The organism is Pseudomonas sp. P1_F7 (assembly GCF_056405655.1).
This window is the reverse complement of sequence record NZ_JBFUBR010000012.1, coordinates 51,416-69,560: the sequence shown is the minus strand read 5'-3', so window position 1 is coordinate 69,560 and position 18,145 is coordinate 51,416. Positions and strand designations below refer to the sequence as shown.

Here is an 18,145-nt window from a genome sequence, read left to right as displayed (position 1 = left end):
GTCGCGGCGCCTTGTCTGACAACACCAGTCACTCGCTAAAAAACGAACGTATCGGCGAGACAGGACACTAGATCCAAGCGCTGGTTAGCGCTTGAACGCCTTGACTTCAGCTTCACGCAGACGCGGGGCCAGCTTGTCGAGCACACCGTTGACGAACTTGTGGCCGTCAGTGGAACCGAAGACCTTGGCCAGTTCGATACCTTCGTTGATCACAACACGGTACGGCACGTCGACGCGCTTGAGCAGTTCCCAGGTGGACAGGCGCAGAACCGCCAGTTCAACCGGGTCCAGCTCTTCGATGGTCAAGTCCAGGCATGGCGTGAGCGCGGTGTCGATTTCGGTCTTGAACTGCGGAACCCCGTGCAGGATCTCACGGAAGTACGCGCCGTCGACATCGGTGAAATCGTTATCGACCCGGAACTGCGCTTCGATCTCGTTCAGCGACTGCTTGGCCATGTGCCATTGGTACAGTGCCTGGGTCGCGAGCTGACGGGCTTCGCGACGCTTGACGCTTTTCGATGGCTTTCCGGCATCCGCAGGCTTTGGATCGCGCGGGTTGAAACGATCGCTTTCGTCGCTAATCACTTGGCCTCCAACTGCGCCAGCAGGCTGACCATTTCCAGAGCGGACAGGGCAGCTTCAGCACCTTTGTTGCCGGCCTTGGTGCCGGAACGTTCGATGGCTTGCTCGATGGAATCAACGGTCAGGACGCCGAAAGCGACCGGAACACCGAACTCCATGGACACCTGGGCCAGGCCCTTGGTGCACTCGCCAGCCACGTATTCGAAGTGCGGAGTGCCGCCACGAATGACCGCGCCCAGGGCGATGATTGCCGCGAATTCGCCTTTCTGGGCGACTTTCTGCGCAACCAGCGGAATTTCGAAGGCGCCAGGCGCGCGGATGATGGTGATGTCGCTTTCGCTCACGCCGTGGCGAACCAGCGCATCAACTGCACCGCTGACCAGGCTTTCAACGACGAAGCTGTTGAAACGGCCTACTACCAGAGCGTAGCGGCCTTTAGGGGCGATGAAGGTACCTTCGATGGTCTTCAGGGTCATTCGATAGATCTCTTAAAGAGCCGGGACGCGTCTCGTACGCGTCCCTCGGTGATATTTGAACCGCGAATTCAAGGCCGGAAACAACCGGTCATTATTCGGAGGGCACGTATTCTACAACTTCCAGATCGAAACCGGATATCGCATTAAATTTCATTGGCGCCGACATCAGGCGCATTTTGCGTACGCCAAGGTCGCGCAGGATCTGCGAACCGGCACCGACAGTGCTGTAGGTGGTCGGTTTTTTCACCGCGGCGTGATCGGCGGTTTCGCGGATATGCGCCAGCAACACGTCGCCATCGAGCGGGTGACCGAGCAACAGCACCACGCCGCTGCCGGCCTCGGCAACCGTGGCCATGGCGGCCCGCAGGCTCCAGCGGCCCGGCTGCTTGACCATCAGCAGGTCACGCAGCGGGTCCATGTTGTGCACGCGAACCAGGGTCGGTTCTTCGGCACACACGTTGCCCAGGGTCAGCGCCATATGCACATCGCCTTCCACCGAATCACGATAGGTCACCAGGTTGAATTGGCCCAGTTCGCTGTCCAGTGGCTGCTCGGCAATCCGCTGAACGGTACGTTCGTGGATCATCCGGTAGTGAATCAGGTCGGCGATGGTGCCGATCTTGATGTCGTGTTCGGCGGCAAACGCTTCCAGTTCGGCGCGACGGGACATGGTGCCGTCGTCGTTCATCACTTCACAGATCACGCCGCTCGGCTCGAAACCGGCCATGCGCGCCAGGTCGCACGCCGCTTCGGTGTGGCCGGCGCGGGCCAGGGTGCCGCCGGCCTGGGCCATCAGCGGGAAGATGTGGCCCGGGCTGACGATGTCTTCGGCCTTGGCATCACGGGCGGCAGCCGCTTGCACGGTGCGCGCGCGGTCGGCGGCGGAGATGCCGGTGGTCACGCCGGTGGCCGCTTCGATCGATACGGTGAACTTGGTGCCGAAACCGGAACCATTGCGCGGCGCCATCAACGGCAGCTTGAGCAGTTCGCAACGCTCGCGGCTCATCGGCATGCAGATCAGGCCACGGGCGTGCTTGGCCATGAAATTGATGTGCTCGGGCTTGCAGCACTCGGCGGCCATGATCAGGTCGCCTTCGTTCTCGCGATCTTCGTCATCCATGAGGATGACCATCTTGCCTTGGCGGATGTCTTCAACCAGTTCTTCGATGCTATTGAGCGCCACAAGGCACCCCCCTTCTTTCGAAATTTGAGCTTCAGGATTTGAGGTAGCCGTTTTGGGCCAGAAAGCTTTCGGTAATAGTGCTGCCGGCAGTCGGCTCTGCGGCCTTGTCGCCCAAAAGCAAGCGCTCCAGGTAACGGGCCAGCAAGTCCACCTCCAGGTTCACCCGGCGGCCTGGCTGGTACGACGCCATGATGGTTTCGCTCAGGGTGTGGGGAATGATAGTCAGCAGGAACTCGGCGCCATCGACTGCGTTCACAGTCAGGCTGGTGCCGTCGACGGTGATCGAGCCTTTATGAGCGATGTACTTGGCCAGGTCCTTCGGCGCGCGGATGCGGAATTCCACGGCGCGCGCGTTCTCGGTACGGGCAACCACTTCGCCCACGCCGTCGACGTGACCGCTGACCAGATGCCCGCCGAGGCGAGTGGTCGGGGTCAGGGCTTTTTCCAGATTGACCGGGCTGCCGCTTTTCAGGTCGTTCATGGCCGTGCAGTCGAGGGTTTCGCGACTGACGTCGGCAGCGAAGCCATTGCCCGGCAACTCAACGGCGGTCAGGCACACGCCGTTGACCGCGATGCTGTCGCCCAGTTTGACGTCGCTCAGGTCGAGCTTGCCGGTTTCGACGTGTACCCGCACATCACCGCCCTTTGGGGTCAATGCACGAATACTGCCGATGGATTCGATGATGCCGGTAAACATGAGGTTCTCCTCGAGAACAAAGCCAAAGCTTGCGCGATGGCCGGAAATTATACGCTTGCTGCTGGCAAAGGAATGGCGATGACTCGCCAGTCATCGCCAACGGCACGAATTTCGGTGATTTTGAGCTCCGGCGCATCCTTCATTTGCGCGAGCGGCCAGTCCAGCAGCGGCCGCGCCGAGGAGCCCAAAAACTTGCCGGCGATGAAAATCTGGAACTCGTCCACCAGCCCGAGCTGGGCAAACGCGCCTGCCAGACGCGGACCGGCCTCGACCAACACTTCGTTGGCCCCACGGGCGGCGAGCTCTACCAGCAACTGACGCAGATCGACCTGGCCGTCATAGCCCGGCACGATCAGGCATTCCGGGCCGTTGGCGTACTGTTCCTCCACCGCCACGCAGGTGGCGACCAGCGCCGGGCCGGCCTTGAAGAACGGTGCATCCAGCGGCACCCGCAGGCGACCGTCGACCAGCACCCGCAGCGGCAGACGGCTCATGGCCAGTGCCGTTTGTTCGGCGTCCAGACCCAGCTCATCGGCGCGTACGGTCAACCGCGCGTTGTCCGCCAGTACCGTGTCGGCGCCGGTCAGTACCACGCTGGCCTGGGCACGAAGGCGTTGCACCGCCGAACGTGCGGCCGGACCGGTGATCCACTGGCTTTCGCCACTTTCCATCGCCGTGCGACCGTCGAGGCTCATCGCCAATTTGACCCGCACGAACGGCAAGCCGTGTTCCATGCGTTTCAGGAAACCTTGATTGAGCTGGCGCGCCTCGCCTTCCAGCACGCCGCTTTCGGTGACGATACCGGCCTGGGCCAGGCGTTGCAGACCGCGACCGGCGACTTCCGGGTTCGGGTCCTGCATCGCCGCGACCACCCGCGCCACACCGGCATTCACCAGCGCATCGGCACAGGGCGGCGTGCGGCCGTGGTGGCTGCAAGGTTCAAGCGTCACATAGGCAGTGGCACCACGGGCCAACTCACCGGCAGCACGCAAGGCATGGACTTCGGCATGGGGTTCACCGGCGCGCTCGTGCCAGCCTTCGCCGACAATCTGCCCGCCCTGCACGATCACGCAACCGACCCGCGGATTGGGGTGCGTCGTGTAATGCCCCTTGCGCGCCAGTTCCAGGGCACGGGCCATGAAATGGGCGTCGAGGATGGCAAGTTCTGCGGGCGTGGTCATTCTTTCACCGGTTCACGGGCCAGGCGATCGATCTCTTCGCGGAACTCGTTGAGGTCCTGGAAGCGGCGATATACCGAAGCGAAGCGGATGTAGGCGACCTCGTCGAGCTTCTGCAGCTCGGCCATCACCAGTTCGCCGACCACGAGGGATTTGACCTCGCGTTCGCCGGTGGCGCGCAGTTTGTGTTTGATGTGCACCAGCGACGATTCGAGGCGCTCGACGCTCACCGGGCGCTTTTCCAGCGCACGCTGCATGCCGGCGCGGAGTTTTTCTTCGTCGAACGGCTGGCGACTGCCGTCGGTTTTGATCAGGCGCGGCAACACCAGCTCAGCCGTCTCGAACGTCGTGAAACGCTCGCCGCAGGCCAGGCATTCACGCCGGCGGCGCACCTGTTCGCCCTCGGCGACCAGACGCGAGTCGATGACCTTGGTGTCGTTGGCACCGCAGAAGGGACAGTGCATGGTGGCAGGCAACAAAAAAAGGGAGGGCCATGGTAGCGCATCCCGGTGGCAAGACAAGCCATAGGGTTTGCGGTATACAGACGGGATGATCACTTGATCCATGGAATTCAGGTTTATGGAGTCACCAATGTCGTTACGTCCGCTCATTTTGCTCAGTGTTTTCAGCCTGCTGGTGGCTTGCGGCAGCGACGCACCCAAGCCCCAGCCGCCAACGCCAGGCCCGGCGCCGCAGCAAGCGCAGAAGAAAGCCCGGGAGGCCGCCGAACTTGGCCCGCTGCCCGCGTATCAGCGCGAATTGAGCGGCACGTTGCAGGGTGTGCCGGCCGGCGCCGAAGTCGAGCTGGCGCTGCTGGTGATCGACGATAAAGACCGTCCGCAACAATTGCTCGCCAGCTCCAGCCTGATCGGCAACAACCAGGTGCTGCCGTTTCACCTGCGATTCAATCCGGAAGCCTTCCCGGCCGGTGCCCGCGTGGAACTGCGCGGCCGCGCCAGTCAGTCCGGCCAGTTGATCCTGCACCTGCCGTCGCAGCTGATTACCCAGCCGACCACCCAGGCCCTTGGCCAACTGCAATTCGTCAAAGCCCCATGAGTGCACCGCTCGACCTGCAACGGGCCTTGGCTGAATTGCTCGGCGATGCACAATTGGTGGCCTGCCCGTTGCCGGCAACCGATTTAAAACTGTGGCTGATCGACGGCGACAACATGGACCGCGCCTTCAGCCCGGAAGAAACCCGGCGCATCCTGCACGAGCCACCGTACTGGAGTTTCTGCTGGGCCAGCGGCCTGGCCGTGGCCCGCTATCTGGCCGAAAACCCGCATTGGGTCGAAGGCAAGCGGGTGCTGGATTTCGGTGCCGGTTCCGGGGTGGCGGGTATTGCCGCTGCCAAGGCCGGCGCGCTGGAAGTGCTGGCCTGCGACCTCGACCCGCTGGCGATTGCCGCCTGTCGGGCCAATGCCGAGCTCAATGACGTAGAGCTCAACTACTCGACGGATTTTTTCGCCGAGGCTGATCGCTTCGATCTGATCCTGGTGGCGGATGTGCTGTACGACCGGGCCAACCTGCCACTGCTCGACCAGTTCCTCAGCCGCGGCCGAGAGGCGCTGGTGGCGGATTCCCGAGTGCGGGATTTTCGCCATCCGTTGTACCGGCGCATCGAAATGCTCGAAGCCATGACCCTGCCGGACCTGGCCGAGCCCCACGAGTTTCGGCATGTGAGCCTCTACCACGCTGCCCGCGCCTGACCGTATAGTTGCCCCATTCACGCTTTTACGAGATCCCCCATGAGTCAGGAAACGCCGTACATCTTCGACGCCACGACTGCCGATTTCGACCAGTCGGTGATCGAGAACTCTTTCCACAAACCGGTGCTGGTGGATTTCTGGGCCGAATGGTGCGCGCCCTGCAAAGTGCTGATGCCGATGTTGCAGACCATTGCCGAGAGCTATCAGGGTGAGTTGCTGTTGGCCAAGGTCAACTGTGACATCGAGCAAGACATCGTCGCCCGCTTCGGCATCCGCAGCCTGCCGACCGTGGTGCTGTTCAAGGACGGCCAGCCTGTCGACGGCTTTGCCGGTGCCCAGCCGGAATCCGCTGTCCGCGCCCTGCTCGAACCCCATGTGCAGATGCCGCCGCCAGCCGCCGCCGATCCGTTCGAACAGGCCCAGGCGTTGTTCGACGAAAGTCGTTTTGCCGACGCCGAAGCCCTGCTCAAAGTGCTGCTGGGTGAAGACAACACCAACGCCAAGGCGCTGATCCTGTACGCCCGCTGCCTGACCGAGCGCGGTGAACTGGGCGAAGCGCAAGCCGTGCTCGATGCGGTCAAGAGCGACGAGCACAAGGCCGCGCTGGCCGGCGCCAAGGCACAGATCAAGTTTCTCGGTTTGGCCAAGGACTTGCCGGATGCCGCCGACCTGAAAGCCCGCTTGGCGAAAGACCCGCTGGACGATGAGGCGGTCTATCAACTGGCGATCCAGCAACTGGCCCGTCAGCAGTACGATGCCGCGCTGGATGCTTTGCTGAAGTTATTCATCCGCAACCGCAGCTACAGCGAAGGCTTGCCGCACAAGACCTTGCTGCAGGTGTTCGAGTTGCTGGGTAATGACCACCCGCTGGTCAGCACGTACCGCCGCAAGTTGTTTGCGGCTCTCTATTAAAAATCAAAAGATCGCAGGCTGCGATCTTTTTACGGTCTACTCGATCCAGCTGTAGAGCGGCGTATCCCCGCCGCTCACCACCTTCACGTCCGGACTGTGGCGCAGGCGCACCAACAGGCGCTTGCCCGCCGCCGCGCTGCCGGTCAATCCTTCCAGTTGATCGAGCAGATCCGGTCCGCTGAGCTGCCCGGCCTTGCGCAGCAAATCCCTGGCGATCTGCCACAGCGCATCATCCTGATTCAGCGGTTTCGCCGCTGGCGCGTTGACCTCGGATTTTTCCACCTGCAAATGTGCCCCGAATCGCGCCCAGTCCACGTCGTCCATCTCCAGGGTCAAATCCACCGGCCAGTCGCCGATGCTTCCGCGAATTCGCAACATAGGTCTGCTCCCGCACTTTTCTTCCCCGCATGCTCCCATGGGACTTGTGCAACGCCAAGCAGGCAGTCAAACTCTCCGCACTTACGTTATAAGATTACATAACATTTTCTTCATTTTACTTTTCGGAGACTCGCCATGCGTCGTCTGCTTCTCGCTCTGCCGTTTGCCATGTTGCCGTTGGCTGTCGCCCATGCCGCCGACGAGCACGATCATGAGCATGGCAGCCTGGGTGCCCACGAACATGGCGTGGGACGTCTGAACGCTGCGCTGGACGGGCAGACCCTGTCGCTGGAACTGGAAAGTCCGGCCATGAACCTGGTGGGTTTCGAGCATGTCGCCACCAGCGATGCCGACAAAGCCAAAGTCGCCGCCACACGTGCTCAGCTGGAAAAACCACTGGCCCTGTTCAACTTGCCGAAAGCCGCCGGTTGCGTGGTGGAAAACCAGGAACTGGAAAGCCCGTTGTTCGGTGACGAGCCCGATGTCGACGATGACCATGATGAAGACGCCAAGGACGAAGACGGTCACGAACATCACCATGATCACAGCGAAATCCACGCTCATTATCAGTTCACCTGCGCCACGCCAGATGCGTTGAAGACCCTGGACCTGACGAATATTTTCACCAGCTTCCCGGCCACCCAAAAAATTCAGGTACAACTGATCGGCCCGAGCGGGCAGCAAGGGGTTGAAGTGACGGCCAAAGCTGCTGCGCTGAAATTCTGAATTCACTGAAGCCCCCCTGTAGGAGCTGCGGAGTGAAACGAGGCTGCGATCTTTTGACCTTCAACGATCAAAAGATCGCAGCCTGCGGCAGCTCCTACACAGGTCAATCAACACCCATGAAATCGGCTAAATGACCCAAGCACTCATCGAACTGTCCGACCTGGGCTTCAGCTGGCCCGGTCACCCGCCACTGCTGGACATCCCGGCGTTTCGCCTGGAGCGCGGGGAAACCCTGTTCCTCAAAGGCCCCAGCGGCAGTGGCAAGACCACCCTGCTCGGCTTGCTCGGCGGCGTGCAAAAACCTGATCACGGCAGCATCCGCCTGCTCGGCCAGGAGCTGACGCAACTCTCGGCCGGCGCCCGCGACCACTTCCGTGTCGATCACACCGGCTACATTTTCCAGCAGTTCAACCTGCTGCCGTTTCTGTCGGTGCGTGAAAACGTCGAACTGCCCTGCCACTTCTCGAAACTGCGCGCCGAACGGGCGAAACAACGCCACGGCAGCGTCGACAAAGCGGCAGCGACGCTGCTCGCCCACTTGGGTCTGAAGGATGCAAACATCCTCGGTCGCCGCGCCGATTCGTTGTCCATCGGCCAGCAGCAACGGGTCGCCGCCGCCCGCGCCTTGATCGGTCAACCGGAACTGGTAATCGCCGACGAGCCAACCTCGGCCCTCGACTACGACGCCCGCGAGAACTTCATTCGCCTGTTGTTCGCCGAATGCCGCGAAGCCGGCTCGAGCCTGTTGTTCGTCAGCCACGACCAGAGCCTGGCACCGCTGTTCGACCACAACCTGTCGCTGGCCGAACTCAATCGCGCCGCCACCCCGTCCGAGGTCTGAGATGTATCTGTTTCGTCTAGCCATGGCCAGCCTGGCTAACCGCCGCTTCACCGCGATCCTCACAGCGTTCGCCATTGCCTTGTCGGTGTGCCTGTTGCTGGCGGTGGAGCGCGTGCGCACCGAAGCCAAGGCCAGTTTCGCCAGCACCATCAGCGGCACCGACCTGATCGTCGGCGCCCGCTCCGGCTCGGTGAACCTGTTGCTGTATTCGGTGTTCCGCATCGGCAATGCCACCAACAACATTCGTTGGGACAGCTTCGAACACTTCGCCAGCAACCCGAAAGTGAAGTGGGCAATCCCGATGTCCCTCGGCGACTCCCATCGCGGCTACCGGGTGATGGGCACCACCGAAGCCTACTTCGAGCATTACCAGTATGGACGCCAGCAACGCCTGGAACTGGCCGATGGCCGGGCCTTCGCCACCGACCCGTTCGAAGTGGTTCTCGGCGCCGAAGTGGCCGATGCGCTGCACTACAAACTCGGCGACAAACTGGTGCTGGCCCACGGCGTGGCGGCGATCAGCCTGGTCAAACACGACGACAAGCCGTTCACCGTGGTCGGCATTCTCAAACGCACCGGCACACCGGTGGACCGCACGCTGCACATCAGCCTTGGTGGCATGGAAGCGATTCACATCGACTGGCACAACGGCGTGCCGGCCCGGGGTGAGGGTCGCATCACGGCCGATCAGGCGCGCAACATGGACCTCACGCCGCAAGCGATCACCGCGTTCATGCTCGGCCTCAACAACAAGATTTCGACCTTTGCCCTGCAACGGGAAATCAACGAATTCCGCGGTGAGCCGATGCTGGCGATCCTGCCGGGCGTGGCGTTGCAAGAGCTGTGGAGCCTGATGGGCACCGCAGAAAAAGCCTTGTTCGTGGTCTCGCTGTTTGTGGTGCTGACCGGGTTGATCGGCATGCTCACGGCCATTCTCACCAGCCTCAATGAAAGACGCCGGGAAATGGCGATCCTGCGCTCGGTGGGTGCGCGACCGTGGCACATCGCGACGCTGTTGGTGCTCGAAGCCTTTGCCCTGGCGCTGTCGGGCGTGATCGCCGGTGTGGCGTTGCTGTACGTGTGTATCGCCGCGGCCCAGGGTTATGTGCAAGCCAACTACGGCCTGTTCCTGCCACTGTCCTGGCCGAGCGAATATGAATGGACGCTGCTCGGTGGCATCCTGATCGCCGCGCTGCTGATGGGCAGCGTGCCGGCCTGGCGCGCCTATCGCCAATCCCTGGCCGATGGCCTGTCGATCCGTTTATGAGGACGTTGAACATGCCCCGCGCTGTACTTGCGCTGTTGATGCTGGTCGCCCTGCCCCTGTGGGCGGCACAGCCAAAAGACCTGACCTGGTCGGAGATGATCCCGCCGGATGCGCCGAAAGAAGTGCCGAACATGACGCCGCTGCATGATCTCTCGCAGATGAGCAATGCACTGTCGGCCGAGTCGGCACCCGCCGCCAAGCAAGACCTGCCCAACGCACCGGTGGTCAAGGCCCTCGATGGCCAGAACATTCGCTTGCCAGGCTACATCGTGCCGCTGGAAGTGAGCGAGGAAGGACGTACCACAGATTTTCTGCTGGTGCCGTATTTCGGCGCCTGCATCCATGTGCCGCCACCGCCGTCGAACCAGATCGTGCACGTCAAAAGCGAAGTCGGCGTGAAGCTCGACGAGTTGTATCAGCCTTACTGGATCGAAGGCGCGTTGCAGGTCAAGGCGTCCACCAGCGAGCTGGCGGATGCCGGGTATCAGATGGAGGCGGACAAGATTTACCTGTATGAACTGCCGGAGTGAGTCCGGTGGTTTTGTATCGACTGTCAGTCCGCCATCGCGAGCAAGCTCGCTCCCACAGGGTAAGGTGCTGAAACACAAATCTTCAGCACTCCACAATTCCTTGTGGGAGCGAGCTTGCTCCGGGCGGCGATCCGACGATGAGGCCATCAGCGACACCACAAAAATCACTCCCACCCCACTTTCATTGAGCTGCATCAAAAGACCGATTCGTTAGGCACCTTACCATTGGACATCGAACATTTTTAACGTCCTTTGGAGCCCCCCATGAACAAGTCCATGCTCAGCGCTTCGCTGGTTGCCCTCGCGCTCGCAGCCCCGCTCGCCCACGCCCATGAGGCCGGTGACATCATCCTTCGTGCGGGCGCCATTACCGTTAACCCGAAAGCCGACAGCTCCAGCGTGAAGGTCGATCAGGGTCCGCTGGCCGGTACCAACCTGGGCGGCAAGGCGACCATGGACAGCGACACGCAGCTGGGCCTGAACTTCGCCTACATGCTCACCAACAATTGGGGGATCGAACTGCTCGCCGCCACTCCGTTCGAGCATGACGTGAAACTCAAAGGTACCGCCCTGCCTGCCGCCAACGGCAAACTCGGCTCCCTGAAACACCTGCCGCCAACCCTGAGCGTGGTGTACTACCCGCTGGACTCGAAGTCGGCCTTCCAGCCGTACGTCGGCGGTGGCATCAACTACACCTGGATCTACGACGAAAGCCTCAGCAGCGAAGCCAAGTCCGCCGGCTTCAGCAACTTCAACGCGAAGAACTCCTGGGGTCTGGCCTGGCAGGTCGGTGCCGACTACATGCTGACCGAACATGTCATGCTCAACGCCCAGGTGCGCTACATCGACATCGACACCCGCGCCACCGTGGAAAACAACGCCATTGCACCGGGCACCCGTGCCAAGGTCAACGTCGACGTCGATCCGTTTGTGTACATGGTGGGTCTTGGCTACAAGTTCTAAACGAACGTTCACGTGGTGGTGAATGAGGCTTGGTGGTGAGTAGATTCAAAATCTGACGGCGACTGCTACGCAGTCGAACGGGAGCAAGCTCCCTCGCCACAGGAATTGCACAAGCTGTAAGGTAAATTCCGGCCGTGAAAAAGGCGCCTGTAAAAAGGCGCCTTTTTCATGTCCGCATGGAAGCGATCTATCGCCCCAGCAAGCGCGCCAGCCCCACACGCATCGGTGTCTGCTCTGTGGTACTGAAGCGTTCCAACAGACGCCGGTTGTTCGCCCGGGAGTGACGAATGTCACCGGAGCGCGCCGGGCCGTAGCTCACCGGTGGCAGCTTGCCGACCACGGCTTCCAGCGCTTCGAGCATTTGCTTGAGGGTCGTCGCCTGGTTCCAGCCAACGTTGACCGCACCGACTTCGACCTGGGGCTTCTCGATGGCCTGCACCAGCAAGTCGACCAGGTCTTCGACGTAGACAAAATCCCGGGTCTGCTCGCCATCGCCGAACACGGTGATCGGCAAGCCCTTTAGCGCGCGCTCGCTGAAAATGCTGATCACCCCGGAGTACGGCGAGGACGGATCCTGGCGCGGGCCGAAGATGTTGAAGAAGCGAAAAATCACCGGCTCCAGCGCATGCTGGCGGCGGTAGAAGTCGAAGTAATGCTCGCTGGCCAGTTTGTCCACCGCGTAAGGCGTCAACGGCGCCTTGGGCGTGTCTTCGTCGATCGACTCACCTTCGCCATTGTTGCCATACACCGCTGCGCTGGAGGCAAACAGCACGCGTTTGACCCCGGCCTGGCGCATGGCTTCGCAGACGTTAAGCGTGCCGATGAAGTTGCTCTGGTGCGTGCGCACCGGATCGTCCACCGAGGCCTGCACCGAAGCCACGGCCGCCAGGTGCGCCACGGCGCTGCATCCGGCCATCGCCTGGGCAACCAAAGCCGCATCGGCCACGTCGCCTAAGATCAGTTCGACCCTGGGATTGTCCAGCGGCAGATTGCTGCGCTTGCCGGTGGACAGGTCATCGAGAATCCGCACCGCGTGGCCCTTGGCAAGCAGGGCGTCAGTCAGGTGTGAACCAATGAAACCGGCACCACCGGTGATCAAAACGGGGCCGTCAGCCATGGCGATAGAACCTGTCCAGTAGACCGGGAAGCGCCGCACGCCAGGCGCGTGGTTTGATCCCGAAGGTGTGCAGAATTTTTTTGCAGGCCAATACCGCGTGTTGCGGCTCTTCGGCAGCATCCGGACGCGCGGCGTGGGCCTGGGCGGTCGGGGCTTCGATGGCCAGCGGATGCAGGCTGCGGGCTTCGGTCAGAATCGCCTGCCCCAGCGCCAGCGGCGTGGTCGCCTCATGCCCGGCGTAGTGGTAGGTGCCCCACAGCGGCGCGGCACAATCGAGTTGCTTGAGCACTGAAATGATCACGCGGGCGGCATCGTCGACCGGCGTCGGATTGCCGCGCCGGTCGTCGGCCATCAGCAGTTCTTCGGGTTGTTCGGCACGGGCGAGGAAGCGGCCAAGGGTGCCATCCGGACTGTCGTCCAGCAGCCAGCCGAAACGCAACAACACGTGTTGCGGGCAGGTGGCGCGAACGCTTTGTTCGATCCGCCACAACGCCTGACCGCGCAAGCCCAGTGGAACGGGTTCGTCTTTTTCGCTGTAAGCCGTGGCACGGGAGCCGTCGAACACTCGATAGCTCGAAGGTTGCAGCAGAACGATGTTGTGGTGCTGGCACAGTTCCGCCAGACGCTCGATCGCACGCTCCTGGCCGGCCAGACGCTGTTCGCTCACCGCCTCTGCCTGAAACCAGTCGAAGTAGTAGGCAAGGTTGATCAATGCATCGGGACGGGTGTCGTCGAGCAGTTGTGTCAGGCTCGCGGCATCCCAGCCGTCTTCGGGCGGGCGGGGTGCGAGGAAACCGATGTCTTCCTCCGCACCGAGGCGAATCAGCGCCTGCCCAAGGGCATTTCCGCCGCCCAGTAACATAAGGCGCATTCGCATAGAGTCAGCAGGCCCAGTCTGATTGGAACGATGGCTTTATCGACAACGCCCCCAGGCGATGTCGTTGGTAATTGCCGGAATCGTTGCATTTTGCGGGTTTAGTGCGCAACCGTCACCCGTAAAGTGTAGATGTCCGACTTTTGCGGTGCCTGGACTGGCCTCATCGCGAGCAAGCTCGCTCCCACATTGGATTTATGTGAACCGAAGATCCCCTGTGGGAGCGAGCTTGCTCGCGATGAGGCACTGGAAGGCGGTGAAGATCTTGAGTGGTACTTGCATCTTGCGCCCCTCACCCGCATAAATTGCTGCATGAACCTGCCCATCCCCGCAGACAGTGCCCTGAGCGGCTTCCACCCTGCCGTCAGCGCCTGGTTCAGTCACACGTTCGCAGCGGTCACCGCCGCCCAGGCCCGGGCGTGGCCGTTGATCCGCCAGCGCCGCTCGACTTTGGTCGCCGCGCCCACCGGCTCCGGCAAGACCCTCACCGCGTTTCTCGCCGTCATCGACGACCTGGTGCACCGCGGCCTGGAAAGCCCCGAAGGCTTGCCCGACGCCACCCTGGTGGTCTACGTCTCGCCCCTCAAGGCGCTGTCCAACGACATCCAGATCAACCTGCAAACCCCGCTGGCCGGCATTACCAAGCAATTGCGCGAGATGGGCCTGCCGCAATTGCAGATCAGCACCGCCGTGCGCACCGGTGACACACCGCAAAAAGACCGATCGGCAATGCGCAAAACAGCGCCGCACATTCTGGTGACCACGCCGGAATCCCTGTATGTGCTGCTCGGTTCCGACTCTGGCCGGCAGATGCTCGGCACCGCACAGACGGTGATCGTCGACGAGATCCACGCCATGGCCGCCAGCAAACGCGGCAGCCACCTGGCCCTGAGCCTCGAACGCCTGCAAGCACTCTGCCCCGAGCCGCTGCTGCGCATCGGTCTGTCAGCCACGCAGAAACCCGTCGAAGCCGTCTCGCGTTTTCTGGTCGGCCGCGATCGCCCGTGCGAGATCGTCGACATCGGCCACGCCCGCCCCCGCGACCTGGACATCGAAGTGCCGCCCGTGCCGCTATCGGCAGTGATGGCCAATGATGTCTGGGAATTGGTCTATGACCGTCTCGCCGCCCTCGCCCGGGAACACCGGACCACGCTGATTTTCGTCAACACCCGGCGCCTGGCCGAACGCCTGAGCCGTCACCTGAGCGAACGCCTGGGCAAGGACGCCGTCGCGGCCCACCACGGCAGCCTGGCCAAGGAGTTTCGCCTGGACGCCGAGCAGCGGCTCAAGCGCGGCGACCTGCAAGTGCTGATCGCCACGGCGTCGCTGGAACTGGGGATCGATATCGGCGACGTCGACCTGGTGTGCCAGATCGCCTCGCCACGTTCGATTACCGGGTTTCTGCAACGGGTCGGCCGCTCCGGGCACCAGGTGGGCAGCACGCCCAAGGGCCGTTTGTTCGCCACCACCCGCGACGACCTGATCGAATGCGCCGCGCTGCTCGACTGCGTGCGCCGGGGCGAACTCGATACCTTGCTGATCCCGCAAGCGCCGCTGGACGTGCTGGCGCAACAGATCATCGCCGAGGTCAGTTGCCAGGAATGGTCGGAGCAAGCGCTGCTGGAGATGCTGCGCCGCGCCTCGCCCTACGCCGCACTCGACGACAAACACTATCAAGCGCTGCTGCACATGCTCGCCGAGGGCTACAACGGGCGTCAGGGCATCCGTAGTGCCTACCTGCACCGCGACGCCGTGAGCCGGACCCTGCGCGGTCGCCGGGGCGCGAAACTGACGGCGGTGACCAGTGGCGGGACCATTCCGGACAACGCCGACTACAGCGTGCTGCTGGAGCCTCAAGGGCTGAACATTGGCAGCGTCAACGAAGACTTCGCGGTGGAAAGCATCGCCGGGGATGTCTTCCAGCTGGGCAATACGTCCTATCGAATCCTGCGGGTCGAAACCGGCAAAGTCCGGGTCGAGGACGCCCAGGGCCAGCCGCCGACCATTCCGTTCTGGCTCGGTGAAGCACCGGGGCGCAGCGCCGAATTGTCCTCGGCGGTGGCACGCTTGCAGGCACAACTCGACGACCTGCTGGGGGCTGCGCCAGGCAATGTGCAGCCAGCGCTCGACTGGCTGACCGGTACCCTGGGTTTGAACGTCGCCAGCGCCGAACAACTGGTGGATTACCTGGCCCGTGCGCGGCAAACGCTGGGGGCCCTGCCATCGCAAGACACACTGCTGATGGAGCGCTTTTTCGACGAGTCCGGCGGCACGCAACTGGTCATTCACACGCCGTTCGGCAGCCGCATCAACCGTGCCTGGGGCCTGGCCCTGCGCAAGCGTTTCTGCCGCACCTTCAACTTCGAATTGCAGGCCGCCGCCAGCGAAGACGCCATCGTGCTGTCGCTGTCCACCAGCCACAGTTTTGAACTGGACGATGTCTGGCGCTACCTGCACAGTAACAGCGCCGAGCACATCCTGATCCAGGCCGTGCTCGACGCACCGCTGTTCGGCGTGCGTTGGCGCTGGAATGCCGGCGTGGCCCTGGCGCTGCCGCGCTACAGCGGCGGACGCAAAGTCCCGCCGCAGATCCAGCGGATGAAAAGCGAAGACCTGATCGCCAGTGTGTTTCCCGATCAGATCGCCTGCGTGGAAAACCTCGCCGGCGAACGGGAGATTCCCGACCATCCGCTGGTGGAACAAACCCTCGACGATTGCCTGCACGAAGCCATGGACACTGAAGGCTGGCTGGCCTTGTTGCGGCGCATGGAACGCGGTGACATTCACCTGATCAGCCGCGACTTGCCGGCGCCTTCGCCGCTGGCAGCGGAGATTCTCAGCGCTCGGCCTTACACCTTTCTCGACGACGCGCCGCTGGAGGAGCGCCGCACCCAAGCGGTGCTCAATCGGCGCTGGAGCGATCCGCAATCCACCGACGATCTCGGGGCGCTGGACGCCGAGGCGATTGCCGCCGTGAGCGACGAAGCTTGGCCGGCACCCTCCGCTGTCGATGAAATGCACGAGGCCTTGATGAGCCTGGCGTGCATCACCGATGCCGAAGCCGGCGCCAATCCGCAGTGGCTCGACTGGCTCACAACCCTGGCCGACAGCGGGCGCGCGAGCCGTTTGCAGATCAACGCCGGGCAATCGTTGTGGCTGGCGCTGGAGCGCCTGACCTGCCTGCGGGCGATTTATCCACAGGCCGAATTGACGCCACTGCTGCAAGCGCTGCCGGACTTCGACGAGGCCTGGGAACCCGACGATGCCATCCTCGAACTGATCCGCGCACGGCTCAGCGCCTTCGGGCCGCTAGCGCTCGATCGCATTGCCAAACCACTCGGCTTGCCCGCTACGCAAGTTAATCAAGCCCTGGCGCAACTGGAACGCGAAGGCTACGTGCTGCGTGGTCGCTTCACCCCGGGCACCACCCGGGAAGAATGGTGCGAGCGACATTTGCTGGCGCGGATTCACCGCTATACGGTCAAGCGCCTGCGTCGGGAAATCGAACCGGTGGCGTTGCAGGATTTCATGCGATTTTTGTTCGACTGGCAGCATGTGTCGAGCGCAAGCCAGGGCCAGGGCGCGGCGGTTTTGCCGACCGTTATTGCGCAATTCGAAGGCTACCCCGCCGCCGCTTCAGCCTGGGACAGCGACATCCTGCCTGCACGGATCAAGGACTACTCGGCGACCTGGCTCGATGAACTGTGCCGCAGTGGCAGACTGGTGTGGACGCGCCTGACTGCGCACAACAAAAGCGCCAGCACCGCGCTGCGCAGCACGCCGATTGTGTTGCTGCCGCGCAACCGGGTCAGCCTCTGGAGCGGCTTGACCGAACAGACGCCGGTCAGCGAACTGTCGCCGAAAACGCAAAAGGTCCACGCCGCCCTCAGCCAGCATGGCGCGCTGTTTTTCGATGAGCTGATCCATGAGGCCCACCTGCTGCGTTCGGAGCTGGAAATCGCCCTGCAGGAACTGGTGGGCGCGGGGCTGGTGAACGCCGACAGCTTCGCCGGATTGCGCGCACTGATCACCCCGGCCAGCAAGCGCCAGCCGCGCAACAGTCGGCGTGGACGTGGGGCATTCTTCGGTGGCATGGACGACGCCGGACGCTGGGCCCTGTTGCGACGCGCACCTGCCGAGCCCGTGCTGGAAAACCAGCGTCCCGCGCTGACGCCTGCCGAAACCCTTGAACACATCGCCATGACCTTGCTGCGCCGCTACGGCGTGGTGTTCTGGCGTTTGCTGGAACGTGAGGCGGACTGGCTGCCGAGCTGGCGCGAACTGCTGCGCACGTTCCATCGCCTGGAGGCCCGGGGCGAGATTCGCGGCGGGCGGTTTGTCAGTGGCCTGGCGGGCGAGCAATTCGCCCTGCCCGAGGCGATTCCGTTGTTGCGCGAAGTTCGGCGTCGGCCCCATGACGGCAGCCTGGTCGCGGTGTGCGGAGTCGATCCGCTGAACCTCGCCGGCACGCTATTGCCCGGTGCAAAAGTCCCGGCACTGGCGAGCAATCGGCTGGTGTATCGCGATGGTTTGCCGGTTGCTGCCGAGATTGCCGGCAATCAACAGTTTTGGGGGGAGCTGGATCAGCAACTCAGTGCCGAGGTGCGCGGCAAATTGATCCGGCATTGACGGTGTCTGGTCTGCCCTCATCGCGAGCAAGCTCGCTCCCACAGTTGATCTGGGCAAGGGCACAGATTGATGTGCCAGCACAA

At 62.6% G+C, this 18,145-nt stretch carries 18 protein-coding genes; 9 read left to right on the top strand and 9 right to left on the bottom strand.

Annotated elements, in window-relative coordinates; all coding sequences use genetic code 11:
- Positions 1-84 precede the first annotated feature (84 nt).
- The 6 genes from nusB to nrdR form a co-directional block, all read right to left on the bottom strand.
- On the bottom strand, positions 85-585 hold the full coding sequence (gene nusB, locus AC1D1M_RS18310; RefSeq protein WP_008053839.1) for a transcription antitermination factor NusB: 501 nt from the start codon (positions 583-585) through the stop codon (positions 85-87).
- Entirely contained in the window at positions 582-1,058 is a 477-nt protein-coding gene (ribH, locus tag AC1D1M_RS18305) for a 6,7-dimethyl-8-ribityllumazine synthase (protein WP_003228649.1), read from the bottom strand. Before ribH ends, nusB begins: the two co-directional genes overlap by 4 nt.
- Positions 1,059-1,149: 91 nt before the next feature.
- Positions 1,150-2,241 carry a bifunctional 3,4-dihydroxy-2-butanone-4-phosphate synthase/GTP cyclohydrolase II gene (gene ribBA, locus AC1D1M_RS18300; RefSeq protein WP_007984459.1) on the bottom strand — a complete coding sequence of 364 codons (1,092 nt, stop codon included), beginning with the start codon at positions 2,239-2,241 and terminating at the stop codon, positions 1,150-1,152.
- Between the two features lie 31 nt (positions 2,242-2,272).
- Positions 2,273-2,938 (bottom strand): riboflavin synthase, encoded by a 666-nt coding sequence (locus AC1D1M_RS18295; RefSeq protein ID WP_046815884.1) that lies wholly within the window; start codon positions 2,936-2,938, stop codon positions 2,273-2,275.
- A 47-nt stretch (positions 2,939-2,985) separates the two neighbouring features.
- Complete coding sequence (ribD, locus tag AC1D1M_RS18290; RefSeq protein ID WP_477776720.1) at positions 2,986-4,119, bottom strand: bifunctional diaminohydroxyphosphoribosylaminopyrimidine deaminase/5-amino-6-(5-phosphoribosylamino)uracil reductase RibD; 1,134 nt, start codon at positions 4,117-4,119, stop codon at positions 2,986-2,988.
- A complete protein-coding gene (nrdR, locus tag AC1D1M_RS18285; protein ID WP_003228656.1) occupies positions 4,116-4,580 on the bottom strand; it encodes a transcriptional regulator NrdR in 465 nt (154 codons plus the stop codon). The genes ribD and nrdR overlap by 4 nt, the downstream gene beginning before the upstream one ends.
- 127 nt (positions 4,581-4,707) lie before the next feature.
- Between nrdR and AC1D1M_RS18280 the strand changes: the two genes are divergently transcribed.
- Genes AC1D1M_RS18280 through trxA form a run of 3 tightly spaced genes read left to right on the top strand, consistent with a single transcriptional unit; the run spans position 4,708 to position 6,737 of the window.
- Positions 4,708-5,172 (top strand): YbaY family lipoprotein, encoded by a 465-nt coding sequence (locus tag AC1D1M_RS18280; protein WP_477776719.1) that lies wholly within the window; start codon positions 4,708-4,710, stop codon positions 5,170-5,172.
- A complete protein-coding gene (locus AC1D1M_RS18275; RefSeq protein ID WP_477776718.1) occupies positions 5,169-5,825 on the top strand; it encodes a class I SAM-dependent methyltransferase in 657 nt (218 codons plus the stop codon). Before AC1D1M_RS18280 ends, AC1D1M_RS18275 begins: the two co-directional genes overlap by 4 nt.
- A gap of 39 nt (positions 5,826-5,864) precedes the next feature.
- Positions 5,865-6,737, top strand: a complete 873-nt coding sequence (trxA, locus tag AC1D1M_RS18270; protein ID WP_477776717.1) for a thioredoxin — start codon at positions 5,865-5,867, stop codon at positions 6,735-6,737.
- Positions 6,738-6,773: 36 nt separating this feature from the next.
- Here trxA and AC1D1M_RS18265 read toward each other — a convergent pair whose 3' ends face one another.
- The gene (locus AC1D1M_RS18265) at positions 6,774-7,115 is read right to left on the bottom strand and encodes a hypothetical protein (protein ID WP_477776716.1); all 342 of its coding nucleotides are present in this window, start codon (positions 7,113-7,115) and stop codon (positions 6,774-6,776) included.
- 135 nt (positions 7,116-7,250) lie between these two features.
- Between AC1D1M_RS18265 and AC1D1M_RS18260 the strand changes: the two genes are divergently transcribed.
- The 5 genes from AC1D1M_RS18260 to AC1D1M_RS18240 all read left to right on the top strand — a co-directional run bounded on the left by AC1D1M_RS18260 (position 7,251) and on the right by AC1D1M_RS18240 (position 11,442).
- Complete coding sequence (locus AC1D1M_RS18260) at positions 7,251-7,841, top strand: DUF2796 domain-containing protein (protein ID WP_477776715.1); 591 nt, start codon at positions 7,251-7,253, stop codon at positions 7,839-7,841.
- Between the two features lie 130 nt (positions 7,842-7,971).
- Entirely contained in the window at positions 7,972-8,682 is a 711-nt protein-coding gene (locus AC1D1M_RS18255; protein WP_477776714.1) for an ABC transporter ATP-binding protein, read from the top strand.
- Position 8,683: 1 nt separating this feature from the next.
- Complete coding sequence (locus AC1D1M_RS18250; protein ID WP_477776713.1) at positions 8,684-9,949, top strand: ABC transporter permease; 1,266 nt, start codon at positions 8,684-8,686, stop codon at positions 9,947-9,949.
- A gap of 11 nt (positions 9,950-9,960) precedes the next feature.
- On the top strand, positions 9,961-10,479 hold the full coding sequence (locus tag AC1D1M_RS18245; RefSeq protein ID WP_477776712.1) for a DUF3299 domain-containing protein: 519 nt from the start codon (positions 9,961-9,963) through the stop codon (positions 10,477-10,479).
- Between the two features lie 264 nt (positions 10,480-10,743).
- On the top strand, positions 10,744-11,442 hold the full coding sequence (locus AC1D1M_RS18240) for an OmpW/AlkL family protein (RefSeq protein WP_477776711.1): 699 nt from the start codon (positions 10,744-10,746) through the stop codon (positions 11,440-11,442).
- A gap of 187 nt (positions 11,443-11,629) precedes the next feature.
- Here the strand turns inward: AC1D1M_RS18240 and AC1D1M_RS18235 are convergent, their stop codons facing one another.
- A complete protein-coding gene (locus AC1D1M_RS18235) occupies positions 11,630-12,559 on the bottom strand; it encodes an NAD-dependent epimerase/dehydratase family protein (protein WP_477776710.1) in 930 nt (309 codons plus the stop codon).
- Positions 12,552-13,436: a sugar nucleotide-binding protein gene (locus AC1D1M_RS18230; protein WP_223461694.1), complete on the bottom strand. Its 885-nt coding sequence runs from the start codon at positions 13,434-13,436 to the stop codon at positions 12,552-12,554. Before AC1D1M_RS18230 ends, AC1D1M_RS18235 begins: the two co-directional genes overlap by 8 nt.
- A gap of 309 nt (positions 13,437-13,745) precedes the next feature.
- Here AC1D1M_RS18230 and AC1D1M_RS18225 point away from each other — a divergent pair, with 309 nt between their 5' ends.
- On the top strand, positions 13,746-18,062 hold the full coding sequence (locus AC1D1M_RS18225) for a DNA glycosylase AlkZ-like family protein (protein ID WP_477776709.1): 4,317 nt from the start codon (positions 13,746-13,748) through the stop codon (positions 18,060-18,062).
- The last annotated feature ends 83 nt before the right edge of the window (positions 18,063-18,145 follow it).